The sequence below is a fragment of the Methylocystis sp. genome (genome assembly GCF_021731785.1).
GTDB lineage: Bacteria > Pseudomonadota > Alphaproteobacteria > Rhizobiales > Beijerinckiaceae > Methylocystis.
Map to the genome: position 1 here is coordinate 1 of NZ_JAKFWS010000071.1, position 18968 is coordinate 18968.

An 18968-nucleotide genomic window follows, 5' to 3' on the forward strand; every position below is an offset into this window, starting at 1 on the left:
CAACCCGGTCGAGAACCTCTGGCAGTTCATGCGCGACAACTGGCTCTCCAATCGCGTGTTCAAATCATACGACGACATCGTCGACCATTGCTGCGACGCCTGGAACAAACTCATCGAACAACCCTGGTGCATCATGTCCATCGGTTTGCGCGACTGGGCGCATCGGTTCTGATCAGCACAGGTTGGTATTAGAGGGTCCATCAATCATTTTGACCAATTAAGCGCCAAGTGCGCAGCTATCGGTATCTGGCTTGTTCCCGTCGGCGAATTGGAAGGCTTTTGTCGTACTATTCAAGCTTCAAAGGGGCCGGCATTTGTCGACAAAATTTTGGATGAAAGAAATTTGGAAACGGATGAGGAGCTTCAAGAGGCGCGTTCGTTTGTAAGAAAGATATGGAACAGCAGACACATCGACGCCGCAAGTTCCGCGCAGCCATCGTTGCACGAAACGCAGCAAGGAGGTGGGGATCGGCGCTTCCTGACCCGACTGCGCAAGGCCGTGGGTTTCTGAGAAGCGCAGGTTACGCGCCGTTACACCTGACCTCACCCCACTTCATAAGCCTCATCGATCGGAACGCCGAGCGCGGTGACGAGACGGTTGGTCTCCGACGCCATGCCGACGATCGCCAGCAGTTCGCGATATTCCTCTTCGCTCATTCCCTTCGCGCGGGCGTTGGCGGTGTGCGAATGGATGCAATAGGGGCAGGCATGGGCGATGGAGACGGCGATATAGATCATCTCCTTGACCTTCGGCTCCAGCACGCCTGGTCCCATGACCTCTTTCACGCTCTCCCAGGTGCGCTTCAAGGTCGCCGGATCATGCGCGAGCGCGCGCCAGAAATTATTGACGAAGTCGCTTTTGCGCGTCGCGCGAATGTCGGCGAAGACGGCGCGCGCCTCGGGCGAAAGTTCCTCGTCGGCGAGCAGTCGAACCGTGGCCATGATCTCTCCCGTTTGATGCGCAGCTAAGCGACGATGTCATTTGTTGGGAGGGTTCGCGGCGGCGGGCCATGAGCGCGGGCCCGGATTGATATGATAATTCACGCCGCAGCTTGAAAGCGCCAGCGCCATCGCGACGAAAAAGAACATCGATTTAAGAAGCGCGGCCAGGCGCATGAGCCGTCCAAGAGAAAGAGCTGCGGCGGACTTAACGTCCTCAAGCCTTATAGACGCAAATCGACGCCGACAGAATAGGATAGGAAATGGCGGAAGCGGCGTTCGCGAAAGTTGACCCGCTCGCGGGTCATTCCCGACGCGCTTGGCGCGCGATCGGGAATCCAGAGCAAGACCAGCGTTCTTCAATCGGCCCGGGATTCCCTGTCAGGCCTGCGGCCTGCCAGGAATGACAGCGCTTCGGCGGCCAGTGCGCGCCTCACAGGCGTCGCACGGCCTCCCGGCCAACGCGGATGTCAGGGATGGCTTCGGCTACCGACAGGCGGGCTTACGAGCCCCAGATGGTCAGCGCGGCGCACAGGGCGAAGGGCAGCCAGGCGAGCGCGACCACGGCCGACACGCACATAAGCCGCTCAGTTTCGCTTGCCTCTCTCCGAGGCGCATTGTCCTGCCACTGAATGAACGCCATCACGATCCCCTAAAGTTCAACCGACGCTCAAGGGAAACGCGCGACGCGTGGAATCGTTGCAAAAAAGTTAAGACGAAGCGCTGACGGTTAACGCCGGGCGGCGGCGCGCTGCGAGGGGGACAGCCGCTGGCTCGGCGGCGCGGGGGCGGCGCTTTCGCTGAACAGCTCGGCAAGCTTCTCGGTCATGGCGCCGCCCAGCTCGTCACTGCGCGGCGGTAGTAGGTCATGACGAATTATTTGCGGCGGCACCCGCCGGTGCAGCTGACCACCGTGACCCAATGATGCGCCGATCGTTTTGCATACTAATTCCACAGAATTTTCGCGACCGACGTATAGGGCTAGTCTTCAGCTACGCCAAACTTATAATATTGAATTTTAAGCCAATAGAGTAACAACAAAAACTTTCTGAACGCCAAGCACGAGAGAACACACGCTTTTCTGCAAATGTGTCTTTTTTGCAACAGCCGAGATCAAGTTTTAGTAATAGCATAACGAATCAGCGTGTTTGAGTCGTTCAAAAGCTTTTCCATTATTAACTAGCAGGGGCTGACAGATGAACCGCTTCTCAAAGAGCGCTCGACGAGTATTTGTCGTAAGCGCGATTGCAATCGCCGCAAGTCTGAATGGTGGATGCAGATCTCTTGAGTATTTTTCTCAAATATCACATGCTGATCAGTTCGGAAATGTTTTCGACACAGATATTCCTGCTATCGAAGCAACCGCAGAGAGTGCACAAGTCATGGGCAAGCCGCGCCGTAATGAATATATTGCAATGAAGCTTTTTGAGATCGACAGAAACTACTACAACTTCGTTACCCTACTCAACGTCAGCGATACAGGCGTAGCCTCCTTTGCTGACTTTGCTCAGCTTGGCCTCACAACAGCGGCGACTGCAATTCCAGTAGTGCAAACCACGAAGGTATTAGCGACTGCAGCAACCGCTGTTGGCGGCGCAAGAGCTGTCTACAACCAAGATCTACTCAGGACCCAAACTCTGCAAGCTATATAGACTCAAATGGATGCCGATAGGCTTAAAATAAGAGGTATTATCATAACCAGAATGGACGAGTGCCAAACATCTCAATATCCAATGGGTTTCGTTCTTGCGGATTTACAGGCTTATGCGGCTGCTGGAACGCCTGACTCTGCGATCGCGGCTCTGACGAACTCAGCAAATAAAGCAAAACAGGCGGCGAGCACTCCTTCCAACACGGCGAGTACGGATTCCAGCACGGGCGGTGGCGAAGGGTCAGGGGCAAGTGGTGGAGCGAAAAAAGGCGGACCTATCCCAGTCCCCATTGAGCCGCGTCTAGGCAAGCACTCCGTCACTTACACTCCTCCGAATAACTGCCCGTTGCCTGGGCAAAAATCCGCCACAGGAATCGCCGCCCTGTATTGATGACGATTCGCGACCCTGGTGCTCACAAGTGTCTGCCGCCGATGGCTCGCCCGTATGAACCCAGTTCTTCGGTCAGCATCGGCGGTTTTTTTTATCCAATCGGGCGATTCAGGACTCCGAGATCGTTAGGGCTAGGCAAAGTGGGAAGGGGAGCGCCGGCAACCACCGTCGCAACGCACACGACTCGTTCAATCTCAGACGTGTCTCTCCGAGGCGGATTGTCCTGCCACTGAATGAACGCCATCACGGGTCCCCTACGGTTCGACTGACGCTGAGGGGAACGCGTCGAATCGTTGCATAGAAGTTAACAGGCGGCGCCGACCGGTTAACGCCGGGCGGCGGCGCGCGGGGACAGGCGCTGGCTCGGCGGCGCGGGGGCGGCGCTTTCGCTGAACAGCTCGGCGAGCTTCTCAGTCATGGCGCCGCCCAGCTCCTCGGCGTCGACGATCGTCACCGCGCGCCGGTAGTAGCGCGTCACGTCATGGCCGATCCCGATGGCGATCAGCTCCACCGGCGACTTCGTCTCGATCTCGTGAATGATTTGACGCAGGTGGCGTTCGAGGTAATTGCCAGGATTGACCGAAAGCGTCGAATCGTCGACCGGGGCGCCGTCGGAAATCATCATCAGAATGCGCCGCTGCTCGGAACGCGCCATCAGCCGGCGATGCGCCCAGTCCAGCGCCTCGCCGTCGATATTCTCCTTTAGCAGCCCTTCGCGCATCATCAGGCCGAGGTTGCGCCGGGCGCGCCGCCAGGGCGCGTCGGCGGCCTTGTAGATGATGTGGCGGACGTCGTTCAGACGGCCGGGATTGGGTTTCTTGCCCTCGGCGATCCAGGCCTCGCGGGACTGGCCGCCTTTCCAGGCGCGGGTGGTGAAGCCCAGTATCTCGACCTTGACGCCGCAACGCTCCAGCGTGCGCGCCAGAATGTCGGCGCAGGTGGCGGCGACGGTGATCGGGCGCCCGCGCATCGAGCCGGAATTGTCGAGCAGCAGCGTCACCACCGTATCACGAAAATCCATGTCCTTTTCGCGCTTGAACGAGAGCGGCTGCTGGGGATCGATGATGACCCGCGGCAGGCGCGCGGGGTCGAGCATGCCTTCTTCGAGGTCGAATTCCCAGGAACGGCTCTGCTGCGCCATCAGCCGGCGCTGCAGCCGGTTTGCCAGTCGCCCCACCACCGACGACAGATGCAAGAGCTGCTTGTCGAGATAGGCCCGCAGCCGGTCCAGCTCCTCGGCGTCGCAGAGCTCCTCGGCGCGAATGGTCTCGTCGAAACGGGTGGTGTAGGCGAGATATTCCGCGCCGGCGCGCTCGGCGGCGTTGGTCGCAGGCCGGCGCGCCTCGGCGGCTTCCTCCGCGTCCCCGGCATCGGCCTCGCGCTCGGTCTCGCCATAGGGCGCGTCCGCCGAGTCGCTTTCGCCTTCCTGCTCGGCGTCCTCGGCGGCGAGCGCGGTATCCATGTCGGCAGAGCTTTTGGACTCCTCATCGTCCCGGTCGTCGCTCTCGTTCTGGTCGGGATTTTGCGGCGCCTCCTCGCTGTCCTCGTCGGATCTGGTCTCGTCGGGCGCTTCGCCGCTCGCCATGTCGAGATGGGAGAGCAGTTCGCGCACGATCTGGGCGAAGAGCTTCTGGTCTTCGACCGCGCCGGAGAGCCGGTCGAGATCGGCGCCGGCCCGCTCTTCGATGGAGTCGCGCCACATCTCGACGATCTTCTGGCCATGCGCCGGCGGCGCGAGTCCGGTCAGGCGCTGGCGGGCGAGCAGCGCCAGCGCGTCCTCGAGTGGCGCGTCGTCGCGGCTAGAAATCTCGGCGGCGTGGCTGCGCTGATAGCGGTCGTCGAGCATCGCGCCGATATTGGCGGCGACGCCCGGCATCCGCATCGCGCCGACCGACTCGCAGCGCGCCTGCTCCATGGCGTCGAAGGCGGCGCGGGCGGCCGGGGGCTCCGGCGCATAGCGGCGATGCAGCGCGTCGTCGTGGCAGGCGAGACGCAGCGCCAGCGAATCCGCCTGGCCGCGCAGGATCGCCGCGTCTTTCAGGTTCAGCTTGCGCGGCGGCTCGGTCAGCCGCGCCTTGGCGCCGTCATTGCCGGCGATGAGCGAGGGCCGTTCGGGCGCGAAAATCACGTCGAGCGCCGGCGCGCGGGCCATGGCGCGCATCGCTCCGGCGACGGCGCGCTTGAACGGCTCCTGCGGCGCCTCTTTGGGCGAGGCGGGACGGCGGTTTGTCGGCGCTGGCGGCATGGAGACTATATAGACCAGTTCACGCGGGCGCCGGAAGGAAAAGCCTCACGCGATGCGCGGCCCCGACGCCTTACCGATACCGCCAGAGGCGTCCGCCATGCGTTCCCAACGAAGCAAGGATTGCGCGATTCCTTACAACTTCCGTTCGGCCTTGCTGAAATTCGACAGATCGCCTTCCGCCGCCGCGCGCCGGCGCCAGGCTTTCGCCATGGCGGGATATTTGATTTCCTTGGAGATGCGGGAAATCTGCTGTTGCAGCTTGTCGCCCCCGCAATTGGGACAGGCTGGAACGTCCGATCCGCGCACCAGCAGTTCGAATTCCGCCGCGCAGGCGTCGCAGACATAGGCGTAAAGCGGCATGAGGGCCTCGCGTCATATGCATTCACGCCGACGCGAGCAATTTCCGTTCCGGGTTGCGGCGACTTTGAGAATTGGCGATTTGCGATCCGAGCGCCGCAGCGCCTACGTCATCACCACATTCACCGCGCTTTCCGGCAGCTCCTTGCCGAAGCAGCGCTGGTAAAACTCGGCGACGAGCGGACGCTCCAGCTCGTCGCATTTGTTCAAAAACGTCATCCGAAAGGCGAAGCCGATGTCGCCGAAAATCTCGGCGTTCTCGGCCCAGGTGATCACCGTGCGCGGGCTCATCACCGTCGAGAGGTCGCCGGCCATGAAAGCGTTGCGGGTGAGATCGGCGACCCGCACCATTTTATTGGCGATGTCGCGGCCTTCCTTCGACGCGCCATAGGATTTCACCTTGGCGAGCACGATGTTGGTCTCGGCGTCATGCGGCAGATAATTCAGCGTCGCGACGATCGACCAACGGTCCATCTGCGCCTGATTGATCTGCTGGGTGCCGTGATAGAGGCCGGACGTGTCGCCGAGCCCCACCGTATTGGCGGTGGCGAACAGGCGGAACGCCGGATGGGGGCGGATGACCCGGTTCTGGTCGAGCAGCGTCAATCGGCCGGAGACTTCGAGCACGCGCTGGATGACGAACATCACGTCGGGGCGCCCCGCGTCATATTCGTCGAAGCACAGCGCGATATTGTGCTGAACCGCCCAGGGCAGGATGCCGTCGCGAAACTCGGTGACCTGCTTGCCGTCCTTCAGCACGATCGCGTCCTTGCCGACGAGGTCGATGCGCGAAATGTGGCTGTCGAGATTGACCCGCACGAAGGGCCAGTTGAGCCGCGACGCCACCTGCTCGATATGGGTCGACTTTCCGGTGCCGTGATAGCCGGTCACCATCACCCGCCGGTTCTTGGCGAAGCCGGCGAGAACGGCGAGCGTCGTCTGCCGATCGAAGAGATAGTCGGGGTCAAGGTCCGGCACATGCTCGTTGCGCTCGGAAAAGGCCGGAACCTCCATGTCGGAGTCTATTCCAAACACCTGACGCACCGAAATTTTCATGTCCGGCAGGCTGTCGAGACCCGTTGCGGCGTGTTCTGCAGCGACCAAAATGCCTCCTCCTTGCGCGGACCTTTCATCCCCGCATAATTTCGCCGAATCTGTCCTTGCCGCTGCGAAAAAACCGTGCTTGGCGCGAGCGCTCAGACCAGCCGGGCGGCCCTCAGCGTCTTATAGGCATGGATGATTTCCCGCAATTTTTCCTCGCGCGAGCGGTCGCCGCCGTTTGCGTCGGGATGATGGCGCTTGACGAGCTCCTTGTAGCGGGCGCGGATCGCTTCTTTATCCGCCGTCTCCTCAAGCCCCATGGCGACGAACGCCCTGATCGTGACCGGCGAATGGTGCGGCCCGCGGCGCGGCGCGGCGGGCTGCGGGCGGCGGAAGCGCTGGCGATAGACGCCGAGCGGATCGACCGCCGCCGTCTGGTCCTCGCGAAAGCCGGCCTGTCCGCGGCGCGTCCCCATCGACCAGGTCGGGCGGTGCCCGACCGTCGCGTCCTTCATGTAGCGGGCGACCGAAGCGTCATCCATGCCGTTGAAATAGTTGTAGGTTGCGTTGTATTCCCGGACATGTTCGAGGCAGAAGCACAAATACTGCCCCTCCCGCAGCCGGCCCATCGGCGCGCGAAAGGCGCCCTCGGCCTCGCAGCCGGGCGAATCGCAGCGGACCGTGCGCTCGCGCGGGGCTTCGCGCGGCTCGCGCTGCGTTCGGATGCGATCGAAGAGGGGCGAATTCAGGTTCATGGCATTCCATTATGATGGCGCCGCAGCAAAAGCCGCAAGCACAACCGGCGCCGGATATGCACATTCGGCGTTCGACCGGGAGATGAACATGACGGATCAGAGTAAAGGCGTCGTCAAGACGCGCATTGCCCAAAAACTCACCGAAGGCCTTGCGCCCGCGGCGCTCAACGTCATCGACGATTCGCATCGCCACGCCGGGCATGGGCATCATCATGCCGAAGGCGAAACCCACTTCACCGTGGAGGTGGTGAGCGCGGCTTTCGAGGGCAAGAGCTTGATCGAGCGGCATCGTCTGGTCAATGCGCTCCTCGCCGAGGAACTCGCCGATCGGGTTCACGCTCTGGCGATTCGCGCCAAGACTCCGCAGGAAGCGTCGCGCTCGTGAGGGTTCGCGAACTCTCGATGCGCGATTGAAGCCGGCCGCTCTTGACGGCCGGCCGGGCGGCGCGTAGCGCGGGCGACAGCGGCGCTTTCTAGAGCGGCGCCGCCAGAGGGGACGCTGCCATGCCCGCTGCCGACAAAGTGGCGAAACCCGACGCCAAGCCGATAAATCCCTGCTTTTCTTCCGGCCCTTGCGCCAAGCGTCCCGGATGGGCGCTTGCATATCTCGCCGGGGCGGCGCTCGGTCGGTCGCACCGCTCGCAGGTCGGCAAGGAGAAGCTTGCGCGGGCGATCGCGCTGACGCGAGAGATTTTGCGTGTTCCTGCCGATTACCGCATCGGCATCGTGCCGGCGTCCGACACCGGCGCCGTGGAGATCGCGCTCTGGTCGCTGCTCGGCCCGCGCGGCGTCGACGTCGTCGCCTGGGAGAGCTTCTCGAAAGACTGGGTCAATGACGTCTTCAACCAGTTGAAGATCGAGAAGGCGCGAAGCCTCGTCGCGCCCTACGGCGAACTGCCCGATCTCGCAGAGATTGATTTCGACAATGACGTGGTCTTCGCCTGGAACGGCACGACCTCCGGCGTGCGCGTGGCGAACGCCGACTTCATTGCCGCGGACCGCAAAGGCCTGACGATTTGCGACGCGACGTCAGCCGCTTTCGCGCAGCCCTTGGATTTCGCCAAGCTCGATGTGACGACTTACAGCTGGCAGAAGGTGCTCGGCGGAGAGGCCGCGCATGGCATGCTCATTCTCTCGCCGCGCGCGGTCGAGCGACTCGAGAGCTATGCGCCGCCCTGGCCGATGCCGAAGATTTTCAGATTGGCCACAAAGCGCAAGCTCATCGAAGGGATCTTTCAAGGCGAGACGATCAACACGCCCTCGCTCCTCGCCGTCGAGGATTATCTCGATGCGCTCTCCTGGGCGAAATCGATCGGCGGGCTTGAGGCGCTGTTCGCCCGCTGCAACGCCAATGCGCAAGCGGTCGGCGATTGGGTGGAAAAGAAGCCCTGGATCGACTTCCTCGCCAAGGATCCGGCGATACGCTCCAACACCAGCGTCTGCCTCGTCTTTTCTGGAGAGAGCGCGGCGAAAGGCGCCGACAAGCAGGCGGCGCTCGCCAAGAGGATGGTCGCGATGATCGAAAAGGAGGGCGCCGGCTATGATTTTGGCGCCTATCGCGATGCGCCGCCGGGCTTTCGCATCTGGTGCGGTGCGACGGTGGAGACGTCCGACGTAGCGCTGCTGACGCAGTGGCTCGATTGGGCCTATGAGGAGGCTCGCGCCGAGGCGACGCAAGCGGCGTGAAATACGCGACACGCGTTCGCGAAGTAGCGGGAAGCCGACATGAATAGAAAATCTGTCTCGCCACAGGAAAAGGCCTCGGCAGACAACAACGCAAATGCGCTACAGGATTGGTCGTGGCTTGCTTCTCGGGTTGCCGCCTGAGATGCAACAGGCGGAACAATCTCCGCCAGCAAAGTAAGAAACAGGACTTTCATGCCGCCGCGCGTTCTCATCTCAGATTCTCTTTCGCCCGCCGCCGCGCAGATTTTTCGGCTGCGCGGCCTCGACGTCGATTTCGAACCGACCCTGGGGAAGGACAAGGACAAGCTCGCCGCCGCGATCGGCGACTATGATGGGCTCGCCATTCGTTCGGCGACCAAGGTCACTGCCGATATCTTGGAGCGGGCGCGGCGGCTCAAGGTCGTCGGCCGCGCCGGCATCGGCGTCGACAATGTCGACGTGCCCGCCGCGACGGCGCGCGGCGTCATCGTCATGAACACGCCTTTCGGCAATTCGATCACCACCGCCGAACACGCCATCGCCCTGATGTTCGCCCTAGCGCGCGAAATTCCCGCCGCCGACGCCTCGACCCAAGCCGGCAAATGGGAAAAGAACCGCTTCATGGGCGTCGAGATCACCGGCAAGACGCTCGGCGTCATTGGTTGCGGCAATGTCGGCGCGAATGTCGCCGAACGCGCGCTCGGCCTCAAGATGCGCGTCATCGCTTTTGACCCCTATCTCACCGAAGAACGCGCCGAGGAGCTGGGCGCCGAAAAGGTCGAACTCGACGAGCTCTTGGCGCGCGCCGACGTCATCACGCTGCACACGCCGCTGACGACGCAGACGAAGAACATTCTCTCGGCGGAAAACATCGCCAAGATGTGCAAGGGCGTGCGCATCATCAATTGCGCGCGCGGCGGACTCGTCGATGAAGAGGCGCTGCGCAAGGCCCTCGATGAGGGGCATGTCGCCGGCGCCGCCTTCGATGTCTTCGCGCAGGAGCCAGCCACCGAAAATCCGCTGTTCGGCCATCCGCACGTCGTCTGCACGCCGCATCTCGGCGCTTCGACGAGCGAGGCGCAAGAAAAGGTCGCGCTGCAGATCGCCGAGCAGATGGCGGACTATCTGACGCGCGGCGCGATCGCCAATGCCGTAAACTTCGCCTCGATCAGCGCTGAAGAAGCGCCGCGGCTCAAACCCTTCGTTGAGCTGGCTGAAAAGCTCGGCCTGTTCGTAGGTCAGGTCGCGCGCGCCGGCGTCGACAAATTGTCGATCGTCTATGAGGGCGTCGTCGCCTTCCAAAAAACGCGCGCGATTACTTCTGCGGCCATATCGGGATTGCTTCGGCCGATTCTAGAAGACGTCAATCCGGTGTCGGCGCCGATCCTCGCCAAGGAGCGTGGCTTGGCGATCGAGGAAATCACCCGCGAGGCGCAAGGCGATTATGAATCGCTCGTCACGCTCAGCGCGCATACCGCGCAAGGCGAAATTTGCGTTTCGGGCACGGTCTTCCATGACGGCAAGCCACGCTTCATTCGCATCGGCGAGATTGGCGTCGACGCCGAATTCGCGCCATCGATGATCTATCTGACGAATGAGGACCGGCCCGGCTTTATCGGCAGATTCGCCGGCGCGCTCGGCGACGCCGACGTCAATATCGCCACGTTTGCGCTGGGCCGGGACAAGCCCGGAGGCGGCGCCGTCGCGCTCGTCGCCATCGACGGCGAGTTGCCGGCGCAAGCTCTGGCAGATCTGAAGAGCCTGCCGGGCGTCAAACAGGCGACGACTCTGAAATTCTGAGCCTATTGTCGCGCTTGCGCTCAACCTTACTGTTGCAACTGTGCCACAATCGCTGGAGAAACGCCGCCTCGCGGGCCTTCCCCGCTTGCTTGCGCGAACGTGCTGCGAGACTAATCATCGGCAGCGATCGCGCCGATTTTCTGAGTCGGCGCGGCGCACGCCCACTCTCGAAAAAGGGATCATCATGCGGCGTCTTGCTCTTGCATTGATTTGCGCGGTCGGCGCGCTTTGCGGCGTTTCTTCCGAGGGATTTGCGCGCAGCCCGGCGCAGCAGCAGCCGGCGCCCGCGCCGGCATTCGACCCTTTCGGTGCGCTTTTCGGCGGCGGTTTCGCTCCCCAAACGAGCGACGGCCGCCCCCAGGCGGTCGCCGTTCCGCGCGAGATCGTCGCCTTTGACGCGAAATATGCGCCGGGCACGGTGATCATCGCCACCAATGAGCGGCGCCTTTACTACACGCTCGGCAATGGCCAGGCGATCCGCTACGGCGTCGGCGTCGGCCGCCCGGGATTCGAATGGGCCGGCACGCGTTACATTTCCCATAAGCGCGAGTGGCCGGACTGGACGCCCCCGGCGCAAATGTTGCGCCGCCGTCCCGACCTGCCAAGGCACATGGTCGGCGGATTGAGCAACCCGCTCGGCGCGCGCGCCATGTATCTCTCCGGCACGCTCTACCGCATCCACGGCTCCAACGAGCCCTGGACGATCGGCCAGGCCGTGTCGTCGGGCTGCATTCGCATGACCAATGACGACGTGGTCGACCTCTATAGCCGGGTCAAGGTCGGCACCCGCGTGGTCGTGACGCGCTAAGATGTTTGCAGTGAGCGTGTGAACGGTCGGCGCGCGTCGGCCGTTCCTTTTCTGATTATTTTTCTCCGGGCCGATCGCGATCGAGCCCCTTCGCCGCAAGTTCTTCGAGATAGGCGTCAAATCGCGCCGTCGCGGTCTCGCCGAGTTCGCGCAAATATCGCCAGGTGTAGATCCCGGTGCGATGCATGTCGTCGAAGTCGAGCCGCACGGCGTAATTGCCGACCGGCGCGACGGCGATGATCGCGACATTGCGCTTGCCGCCGACCGTCTTGCGCTCTTGCGCCGAGTGGCCCTGCACTTCTGCGCTCGGGCTTTGCGTGCGCAGCAGCTCGGCGCTAAGCGCGAATTGCGCGCCGTCATCGAAAGCGACGTTCAGCATGCGTCCGCCCTTTAAGAGGCGGAGTTCAGTCGGCCAGGGCTCATGCCCCATGATGCGCCTCCTACGCCTCGCGCAAGCAGTTGACGAATATGTCTACCGCTTTCGGGCGCGGGCCGCCAACGCGACGCTTAACGAGGTTGAGCGCCCTGCGTCCACCAGCTCTCCAAAGTGAAGCCGAACGGGAACATCGGAAAGAGCGGGGTGTGCTCAGGATGGCGGAGAGCGGCGGTATGCGCGCACCAGATGGCGTTCGCATGCTGGAGCGGCACGAAATAGAAACCGGAAAGCAATATGCGATCGAGCGCGCGCGCCGCCCAGATGCTGTCTTCGCCGGTGCGCGACGCAAGCAGATTGGCGATCGCCGCGTCGATCGCCGGCGAAGCGGCGCCGGCGAGATTAAACGAATTTTTCCGGATGAGACTTTCCGTGCTCCACCGGTTCAACTGCTCCTGACCGGGAACCGCGGCGGGCAGCCATTGGCCGGTCATCATGTCATATTCGAAACGTTGCCGCCGGCGCTGATACTGGACTTCGTCGAATAAGCGCGGATTGGCTTCGACGCCGATGCACTTCAACGAAGCGGCGAAATTACGCGCTAGCCGCTCTTCGTCGCGGTCACGAATCATGATTTCGAACGCGACCGGAACGCCATCCTTTTGCAGACGCCCATCGACGAGGACGTAGCCGGCGTCGGCGAGAAGCGCTTGCGCGCGCTTTGCGACCGTGCGATCGCGCCCCGAACCGTCGTGCTGAACCGGTCTCCAGCGGCCTTCGAGAATGTCGTCGCGCACCACGCCCGGAAAATTTGCAAGAAGCCGCGTTCGGCGGCGCTCGCGGGACGCCCCGTCGAGGCATAGTCCGACTCGCCGAAGTAGCTTTCCGTGCGCGCATAGAGTCCGCCGTAGAAATTGGCGTTGATCCACTCGAAGTCATACATCATCGCAATTGCTTCACGCAGCCGCACATCGCGAAAGAGCGCTTTGCGCAGATTGAAGACGAAGCCTTCCATTCCCGTTGGCCGGCCGGGCCGCAGAACTTCCTTCACGATGGCGCCATTGCGAACGGCGGGGAAATCATAGCCGGTTGACCAACGCGCGGCGCTCGTCTCCTCGTGATAGTCGATAAGACCCGCTTTCAATGCCTCAAACAGCGCGGCGCCGTCGCGGTAATAGTCGACGTCGACTTCATCGAAATTATACAGCCCGCGTTGGCTCGGGATGTCCCGGCCCCAATAGTCCGGGTCGCGGCGCAAAACCAGGCGCTCCCCGACTTTAGCTTCGGAAATCAGATAAGGACCTGAGCCGAGAGGAATCGTCATATCGACATCGTCGAAGCGCTCCACATTTGTCGCTTTTTTCGACAGAACCGGCATGGCGGCGAGAACGAGCGGCGCTTCGCGATCCGTCACGCCGGTGAGGTCGAAGCGCACCGTGCGATCGTCGAGCGAAACGGCGGACTTGACCAAGGCGAAAACCGCGCGAAACGCCGGCCGACCTTTCGACTTCGGCAATTCGAATGAAAATAGAACGTCGGCGGCGACGATCGGCGACTTGTCGGAAAATCGCGCCCGAGGGTCGATGTGAAATGTGAGATGCGCGCGCGCGTCGTCGATATCGACGGACTGGGCAATCAGCGGATACAGCGAATAGGGCTCGTCCTGCGACCGGGTCATCAGGCTTTCCACGACATTGCCGATGATGAGCTGCGGCGCGACCCCGAATCTGGCGTTGAACGGATTGAGACTTTCGAATCCCCCGCGCCGGCCGAGGCGCAGCGCGCCGCCTTTTGGCGCATGGGGATAGGCGTAAGGAAAGTGAGCGAAATCTTTCGGCAGCGCAGGTTCGCCATAGAGCGCGAGACCATGCGTGACGGCAGCGCTGGAAGGCTTATCGGCAAGCGCCGAAACTGACGGCAGGAACGCGATGGCATGGATCAAAGCCGCGAGACGCGCAGCGGCGATTATAGGTCCGATTGGGTGGCCAGCGCGAAGCATTGATCGCCTCCTTCGCCAGATCGGCGGACTGAAACTATTCGGCCCGGGCAATCTCCAATTCGAAAAACTGCTGATCGCTATCGCCGGCTCGCGCGGCGCATGATCGGTTCAGAGAGATATCGCAGCTGTGAGCGTTCTCGAAGCTTCACCTTTAAACGCTTGTGCGGCGGACGCCGCCCCTAAAATGGGGGCGGCGCCCGATCGCATCAGAACTTGAGCTTAATGCCTCCGCTGAAACCAATCGGCTGGCCAGCTCTGATGCCCGCGCCCTGCGCCAGCACCAGGCCGCCGGTCGGCCAGACGACCGGCGTTTGAAACGGGGTGCCCGCGATGAGTGTGTTGCCAAGCGCCTGTGCGCCGGCGACATAAGTCCGATTGAAGACGTTCTGGACGTCGAAAAAGAGCTCGATGTTCTTGATATAGAAGTTTGTCAGGTCGTGATTGTAATGAGCGTTGAGATTGACCACGCTGTAGCTGGGGATAGTGGTGTAGTTGGCGTTGTCGATCGTATAGTCGCTTTTGAATACATATTCGACATAGGCGCCGAGGCCGGCGAGATCGCCGTGGGGCTGATCATATCCATAGCGCGCCGTCAGCGTATGCGGCGGCACATTGGGAATTCTGTTGCTCGCGCGATTGTAAAGAACGGGAACGCCCCCGATCGTTCCGAGATCGTCCCAATAATTGGTGAAGATCTGATTGTTGAACGTATAGGCGGCGATCAGTCGCCATCCCTCAAACGGCCGCCAATCGGCGTTGAGCTCGACGCCGCGGTGGACAGAGGAGGGAATGTTCAGCTGATAGCTGACGAGCGCATTGTTCAACGTCAAAATTTCATTGCGGTGCCATTCGTTGAAACCGGTCGCGCTGACCGTGAGATCGGGGCTCGGCGTCCAGTCGATCCCGAGATCGACGCCCATGTTGGTCTGAGCCTTCAGCGGATTTTGTCCGACGCCGTTTCGCGTATTGGTAAGGAAGATGAATGTCGGCGTGCTGTAGCCGGTCGCATAGCGCGCTCTCACCTGCCATTCGGGACTATAGCGATAGGTGAGCGACGCTTCCGGCGCCGTGTTCCAATAGTCATTGTCGACGGCGATCTGAGTGGGAAATCTGGGCGCGAGGTTGGCGGGGTAGTTATAGGCGGTATTGACGCCCCATACCCGGTTCCAGTTGGCGCTGAAGCCGATGACGCCGGTCAGGCCCGGCGCGAGCGCAATTTCTTCGCGCGCACGCAAACTGATGTTTGACGTGTAGGAATCCATCTTGCCGACCTGCGCGCCAATTGCGCCGCTATACCATCTATTGGCAATCTGGTTGAAGGTCGGATTGGTGGTTTTGGCGTTGTTATAGAAGAACTGGAGAAAGTGCGTCGCCGGAAATCCAAAGATCGGCATGTGACTGGTGACGTCGGTCTGCGCGGTGATGCCCACCGTCGGACCCCTGATGCCCACCGGGCCGCCCGGTCCGGCCGGCCCCAAAATCGGCGGCGTCCAAGTGCCGTTGAGAAAGTCGAAATAGTCGTATGTGAATTGCGTCCGCAACGTCGTGTCCTTGTCAAAATCATGTTCGAACTGAACGCCGCCGATCTGTCTGAGCGTGTTCGAGTGCGTGCCGAGCTGCCAGACGCTTTGGCGAACGACGGGGGTAGATATGCCATTCACGGGCACGTTCAAATTGTTGCACAATTGGGCGTTCCAAACGGTTGGGATAGCGCAGCCTTGTTGAAAAGGATTGAGATAGAACACCGATAAATTATTTCGATTGATAAACTCCGATCTCAAATTGTTGGCGATATATTTCACAATCACGCGATCGTTAGGAGTCACCTCCCATCTGCCGAGAAACTTGCCTTGCTTGCCTGAGAAAGAATTGCGGGCCCACCCGCTGCTATTGGCGTCGGAGGCAAAAAACGCCAGATCGAAGCCGCCGAGCACGCTGTCCTTCACAGCCTTGCCGACGCGGATGTAATTGTTGACATAGCCGAAGCTGCCAAATTCCGAACCCGTGTGGACGCCGTCGATTTCGGCGCCGGAAAAGGTGCGAAAATTGATCGCGCCGCCATAGGCGTAATTGCCGAAGAGCGCGGATGAGGGTCCGCGATAGACGTCGACGGCGGCGAAAGAATGCGGATCGAGCAGGTCGGTGCGGCCATTGCCGTCCGCCGTCATGATCGGAAAGCCGTCTTCCCACAGCATGATGTTGCGGACGTTGATCGGATAGCCAGTGCCGGCGCGGTTGCCGGATCCGCGAATCGAAATCTGCAGATCGCGCACGCCATCGCCCTGCTGTATTGAAACGCCGGGGCTGTATTCCAACACCCTCCGGACATCCGCTAAGGGCGTCGGCCTTAAGAACTTGGTGTCGATGATCGTGACCGTCTCGCCAGGCGGATCGCGGTAGATGGGCAGCTTCGCGCGGGCGGCGCTAAAGCCGGGCGCATATCCCGCTTCGCCTGCCGTCGACTCCCTCACGGCCGGAGTCGTCTCCGTCGGCGTTCCGACCGTGGGTCCCCGCGGAACTGCTCGAACGCCCGGGCCCGTGCGGAGCCGGCCGCCGATATCGATCGTCGGCAGCGTCTGCTGCGCCTGCACAAGCGACGCGGAGGACAAGAGAGCGAGAGCGCCAAGCGCCGCTCCATGCATCAATTTCGACCGGGCGTTCATCGACTTTTCTTTCCTATTCGGGGTTGAGACTCATTGAGCAGGCGCACGCGTTGGACCGCTTGCGGTCGACGCCGGTTTCCACGGGTCGGCGAAGCGGGGAGAAGTCAGCAGGGAGTCGTCGGTCAGCGTTTTCAGAAAGGCGATCAGATCGCTCTTTTCCTGGGGCGACAGATCAATCGGGACGATCAGCGCGCTCTTGTTCGGGTTGTAACGACCGTCGCCCTTCAAGGGACCGATGGCGACGTTGCGGCCGCCGGCCGCGTAGATGTCGATCACGTCCTCGAGCGTCGCGACGCTGCCGTCGTGCATGTAGGGCGCGGTGACGGCGATGTTGCGCAGGCTCGGCGCGCGAAACGCGCCCATCTCAGCGGGGTTGTGGGTGTTCTCGAACACCCCGCGATTGGGTTCCGGATAGGCGCCCTTGCCGTCGAGATCATAAAGCCCGGTATTGTGGAACGGCGTCTCGATCTCGCGGGTTTTCGCGTGATAGAACTGATCGTCGAAATTCACGCTGCCATGGCAGTGATGGCATTCGGCCTTCTCGCCGAAGAAGAGGTCCTTGCCGCGCGTCTCCTCAGGAGTGAGCGTGGCCTTGCCGAGAAGATAGAGATCATATTTCGAGGAGGCTGACACCACGCCGCGCTCGAAGGCTGAGATCGCCTTGATGACGTTGCCGAAGCTGATCGGGTCCGGCTCGCCGGGAAACGCCGCCGCGAAGTCGTGACGATAGTCTGCGTCGCCCGCAAAGCGCGCGAGAATCTCTTTGCGGTTATTGTCATTGACGCCCATTTCGATGGGCTCTTCGCCAAAGAGCGGCCCTTCCATCTGCTTTTCCAGCGTGACCATCGCCGGATTTGCCCAGGTCAGCGTGGCCCGCCAGGCGGCGTTCGCCACGCTGGGAGAATTGCGAGGGGTATGCTGGCCGGTGGCGCCGACGCCGACCGGCCGGCCGTCGGTGAACGCCAGGCGCTGCTCATGGCATGAGGCGCAGCTTTCCTTGCCGTTGCCCGATAGACGGGCGTCATAGAAGAGTTTGCGCCCGAGTTGGAAGCGCGCCTCCGACATCGCATTGTCCGCAGGAACGCGGGGCGGCGGCATGAACTCTGGCAAGGTCCAGCTCCATGATTCCGCGCTTTGTTTGGTTTCGCCTTGCGCGCCGCTTGCGATCAAAATCGCGGCGAAGATGGGCAGGAGAGTTCCGCGCTTCATTTTGCGGCCTCCGAGCGGAAGATTTTCGTCTGCGCGCCGGCGGACTGGCCGGCGTCATTGGCGTCAGGCGCGGTTTCCTTGAGCCGAAGCCCGAGATTTTCGAACATCGGCGTACATTCCGGATCGGCCGGACCGCTCATGCAGCCGGTCGAGAATCCCTTGTCTTTGCCAAGATCGATGCCGGCGAAGAGCGGCTTCAGATCCAGCACGACGCGCTGCTTGGCAGAATCGAAGGAGGCCAGTTTCACTGGAATCCGATTGGGATTCGTGCAGGAGGTGATTTCGCCCTTCGTGGCGTCGCCGCGGCAGCCCGTCGAACCCAGATGCAGCATCCAGGTTGAGACCGTGATCGTGCCGTCCTCATTGACGCGCAGCGGCGCCGCCTTGGGCGCGTCGGCCATGGGCGGCGCGCCGCCGTCGGACTTGTCGCCGGGCGCGCCGGCGCCATTCGCCGCATCCGCTGGGCTTCTCGGCTTGAGCGGCGGACGGGTCACGCCGCCTTCGGGATCGACTTCGATTTTCACGAATTTGCGGCCGGCCTGCCAGTTCCAGGTCATCGACTGCAGATCGAGCGGCGCGGGCGCGGTGGCGAAATTCGAGTGGTTGAGGACGACATCCTTGCCGTCTTTATCCTGAACGACGCTCGGGACGCCGATGACGAAGCTGATTCCCTTGTAGCGGCCGCGCGGGGCCGATCCTTTGATCGTGTCGTTGACGTCGGCGCTGCCGATGCATTTGCCGGTCTTGTTTTCGAAATCGAGCAGGGCGAGGTTGGCGTATTGCCAGTCGTTTTGTTCGAGTTCGATCGGAACTTCGCGGCCGGCGGCGTCGATCAGCGCCGGCGCCGAGATATAGAATCGCGCATCGCGGAGTTGGGCCGGCTGACCGCCTGCTCCGAGCCCGGCGATGTCGCGGCCGCATTCGACCGGCTGATCGCCCGCCGCAAGCGCAAAGCGTATCGCGACCGGCTGTCTTTCATTCGCGTCGGGTTTGTTGGCGGCATGCGCGACGCTAATCGCGACAAGTCCGCCGATGGCGACGGCAACTCCGTTGAATGCGCTCATGATTACTC

17 protein-coding genes and 1 pseudogene are annotated in these 18968 nt (G+C 61.8%); 6 read left to right on the plus strand and 12 right to left on the minus strand.

Going from position 1 to position 18968, the window contains the following annotated elements; translation table 11 throughout:
- Window positions 1-172: pseudogene (locus QZ964_RS12775) on the plus strand (IS630 family transposase); the annotation flags it as partial.
- Window positions 173-543: 371 nt separating this feature from the next.
- Here the strand turns inward: QZ964_RS12775 and QZ964_RS12780 are convergent.
- Both QZ964_RS12780 and QZ964_RS12785 read right to left on the minus strand, forming a co-directional pair.
- Complete coding sequence (locus QZ964_RS12780) at window positions 544-942, minus strand: carboxymuconolactone decarboxylase family protein (RefSeq protein WP_292532041.1); 399 nt, start codon at window positions 940-942, stop codon at window positions 544-546.
- Window positions 943-1441: 499 nt separating this feature from the next.
- Window positions 1442-1582 (minus strand): hypothetical protein, encoded by a 141-nt coding sequence (locus QZ964_RS12785; protein ID WP_292532042.1) that lies wholly within the window; start codon window positions 1580-1582, stop codon window positions 1442-1444.
- A gap of 553 nt (window positions 1583-2135) precedes the next feature.
- On the opposite strand from QZ964_RS12785, the gene QZ964_RS12790 reads away from it, so the two are divergent.
- The gene (locus tag QZ964_RS12790; protein WP_292532043.1) at window positions 2136-2591 is read left to right on the plus strand and encodes a hypothetical protein; all 456 of its coding nucleotides are present in this window, start codon (window positions 2136-2138) and stop codon (window positions 2589-2591) included.
- A 715-nt stretch (window positions 2592-3306) separates the two neighbouring features.
- On the opposite strand, the gene cobT is transcribed toward QZ964_RS12790, so the two are convergent.
- From cobT to QZ964_RS12810, 4 genes are all read right to left on the minus strand, one after another.
- Complete coding sequence (gene cobT / locus QZ964_RS12795; RefSeq protein WP_292532044.1) at window positions 3307-5226, minus strand: cobaltochelatase subunit CobT; 1920 nt, start codon at window positions 5224-5226, stop codon at window positions 3307-3309.
- Between the two features lie 132 nt (window positions 5227-5358).
- A complete protein-coding gene (locus QZ964_RS12800; RefSeq protein WP_292532045.1) occupies window positions 5359-5586 on the minus strand; it encodes a zinc ribbon domain-containing protein in 228 nt (75 codons plus the stop codon).
- A 102-nt stretch (window positions 5587-5688) separates the two neighbouring features.
- Window positions 5689-6687 (minus strand): cobaltochelatase subunit CobS, encoded by a 999-nt coding sequence (cobS, locus tag QZ964_RS12805; RefSeq protein WP_292532046.1) that lies wholly within the window; start codon window positions 6685-6687, stop codon window positions 5689-5691.
- A 92-nt stretch (window positions 6688-6779) separates the two neighbouring features.
- Window positions 6780-7379 (minus strand): J domain-containing protein, encoded by a 600-nt coding sequence (locus tag QZ964_RS12810; RefSeq protein ID WP_292532047.1) that lies wholly within the window; start codon window positions 7377-7379, stop codon window positions 6780-6782.
- A gap of 88 nt (window positions 7380-7467) precedes the next feature.
- On the opposite strand from QZ964_RS12810, the gene QZ964_RS12815 reads away from it, so the two are divergent.
- The 4 genes from QZ964_RS12815 to QZ964_RS12830 all read left to right on the plus strand — a co-directional run bounded on the left by QZ964_RS12815 (window position 7468) and on the right by QZ964_RS12830 (window position 11652).
- Window positions 7468-7764 carry a BolA family transcriptional regulator gene (locus tag QZ964_RS12815; protein WP_292532048.1) on the plus strand — a complete coding sequence of 99 codons (297 nt, stop codon included), beginning with the start codon at window positions 7468-7470 and terminating at the stop codon, window positions 7762-7764.
- Between the two features lie 119 nt (window positions 7765-7883).
- Window positions 7884-9065 (plus strand): phosphoserine transaminase, encoded by a 1182-nt coding sequence (locus QZ964_RS12820; protein ID WP_292532049.1) that lies wholly within the window; start codon window positions 7884-7886, stop codon window positions 9063-9065.
- A gap of 192 nt (window positions 9066-9257) precedes the next feature.
- Window positions 9258-10844, plus strand: a complete 1587-nt coding sequence (serA, locus tag QZ964_RS12825; RefSeq protein WP_292532050.1) for a phosphoglycerate dehydrogenase — start codon at window positions 9258-9260, stop codon at window positions 10842-10844.
- A 184-nt stretch (window positions 10845-11028) separates the two neighbouring features.
- Complete coding sequence (locus QZ964_RS12830; RefSeq protein ID WP_292532051.1) at window positions 11029-11652, plus strand: L,D-transpeptidase; 624 nt, start codon at window positions 11029-11031, stop codon at window positions 11650-11652.
- Between the two features lie 55 nt (window positions 11653-11707).
- Here the strand turns inward: QZ964_RS12830 and QZ964_RS12835 are convergent, their stop codons facing one another.
- The 6 genes from QZ964_RS12835 to QZ964_RS12860 all read right to left on the minus strand — a co-directional run bounded on the left by QZ964_RS12835 (window position 11708) and on the right by QZ964_RS12860 (window position 18960).
- Window positions 11708-12082 carry a DUF971 domain-containing protein gene (locus QZ964_RS12835; protein WP_292532052.1) on the minus strand — a complete coding sequence of 125 codons (375 nt, stop codon included), beginning with the start codon at window positions 12080-12082 and terminating at the stop codon, window positions 11708-11710.
- A gap of 77 nt (window positions 12083-12159) precedes the next feature.
- Window positions 12160-12693 carry a hypothetical protein gene (locus QZ964_RS12840; protein WP_292532080.1) on the minus strand — a complete coding sequence of 178 codons (534 nt, stop codon included), beginning with the start codon at window positions 12691-12693 and terminating at the stop codon, window positions 12160-12162.
- Window positions 12654-14024, minus strand: a complete 1371-nt coding sequence (locus QZ964_RS12845; RefSeq protein ID WP_292532053.1) for an extracellular solute-binding protein — start codon at window positions 14022-14024, stop codon at window positions 12654-12656. Before QZ964_RS12845 ends, QZ964_RS12840 begins: the two co-directional genes overlap by 40 nt.
- A gap of 206 nt (window positions 14025-14230) precedes the next feature.
- A complete protein-coding gene (locus QZ964_RS12850; protein ID WP_292532054.1) occupies window positions 14231-16687 on the minus strand; it encodes a TonB-dependent receptor in 2457 nt (818 codons plus the stop codon).
- Window positions 16688-16717: 30 nt separating this feature from the next.
- Window positions 16718-17896, minus strand: coding sequence for a methanobactin export MATE transporter MbnM (locus tag QZ964_RS12855; RefSeq protein WP_292532055.1), 1179 nt, complete (start codon window positions 17894-17896; stop codon window positions 16718-16720).
- A complete protein-coding gene (locus QZ964_RS12860; protein WP_292532056.1) occupies window positions 17893-18960 on the minus strand; it encodes an MbnP family copper-binding protein in 1068 nt (355 codons plus the stop codon). Before QZ964_RS12860 ends, QZ964_RS12855 begins: the two co-directional genes overlap by 4 nt.
- Window positions 18961-18968: the final 8 nt, after the last annotated feature.

What these genes read in the sequence shown, in the direction of transcription:
- QZ964_RS12780 (WP_292532041.1), bottom strand. Translation starts at nt 942, where the DNA reads ATGGCCACGGTTCGACTGCTCGCCGACGAGGAACTTTCGCCCGAGGCG.
- QZ964_RS12785 (WP_292532042.1), bottom strand. Translation starts at nt 1,582, where the DNA reads ATGGCGTTCATTCAGTGGCAGGACAATGCGCCTCGGAGAGAGGCAAGC.
- QZ964_RS12790 (WP_292532043.1), top strand. Translation starts at nt 2,136, where the DNA reads ATGAACCGCTTCTCAAAGAGCGCTCGACGAGTATTTGTCGTAAGCGCG.
- cobT (WP_292532044.1), bottom strand. Translation starts at nt 5,226, where the DNA reads ATGCCGCCAGCGCCGACAAACCGCCGTCCCGCCTCGCCCAAAGAGGCG.
- QZ964_RS12800 (WP_292532045.1), bottom strand. Translation starts at nt 5,586, where the DNA reads ATGCCGCTTTACGCCTATGTCTGCGACGCCTGCGCGGCGGAATTCGAA.
- QZ964_RS12810 (WP_292532047.1), bottom strand. Translation starts at nt 7,379, where the DNA reads ATGAACCTGAATTCGCCCCTCTTCGATCGCATCCGAACGCAGCGCGAG.
- QZ964_RS12815 (WP_292532048.1), top strand. Translation starts at nt 7,468, where the DNA reads ATGACGGATCAGAGTAAAGGCGTCGTCAAGACGCGCATTGCCCAAAAA.
- QZ964_RS12820 (WP_292532049.1), top strand. Translation starts at nt 7,884, where the DNA reads ATGCCCGCTGCCGACAAAGTGGCGAAACCCGACGCCAAGCCGATAAAT.
- serA (WP_292532050.1), top strand. Translation starts at nt 9,258, where the DNA reads ATGCCGCCGCGCGTTCTCATCTCAGATTCTCTTTCGCCCGCCGCCGCG.
- QZ964_RS12830 (WP_292532051.1), top strand. Translation starts at nt 11,029, where the DNA reads ATGCGGCGTCTTGCTCTTGCATTGATTTGCGCGGTCGGCGCGCTTTGC.
- QZ964_RS12835 (WP_292532052.1), bottom strand. Translation starts at nt 12,082, where the DNA reads ATGGGGCATGAGCCCTGGCCGACTGAACTCCGCCTCTTAAAGGGCGGA.
- QZ964_RS12845 (WP_292532053.1), bottom strand. Translation starts at nt 14,024, where the DNA reads ATGCTTCGCGCTGGCCACCCAATCGGACCTATAATCGCCGCTGCGCGT.
- QZ964_RS12850 (WP_292532054.1), bottom strand. Translation starts at nt 16,687, where the DNA reads ATGAACGCCCGGTCGAAATTGATGCATGGAGCGGCGCTTGGCGCTCTC.
- QZ964_RS12855 (WP_292532055.1), bottom strand. Translation starts at nt 17,896, where the DNA reads ATGAAGCGCGGAACTCTCCTGCCCATCTTCGCCGCGATTTTGATCGCA.
- QZ964_RS12860 (WP_292532056.1), bottom strand. Translation starts at nt 18,960, where the DNA reads ATGAGCGCATTCAACGGAGTTGCCGTCGCCATCGGCGGACTTGTCGCG.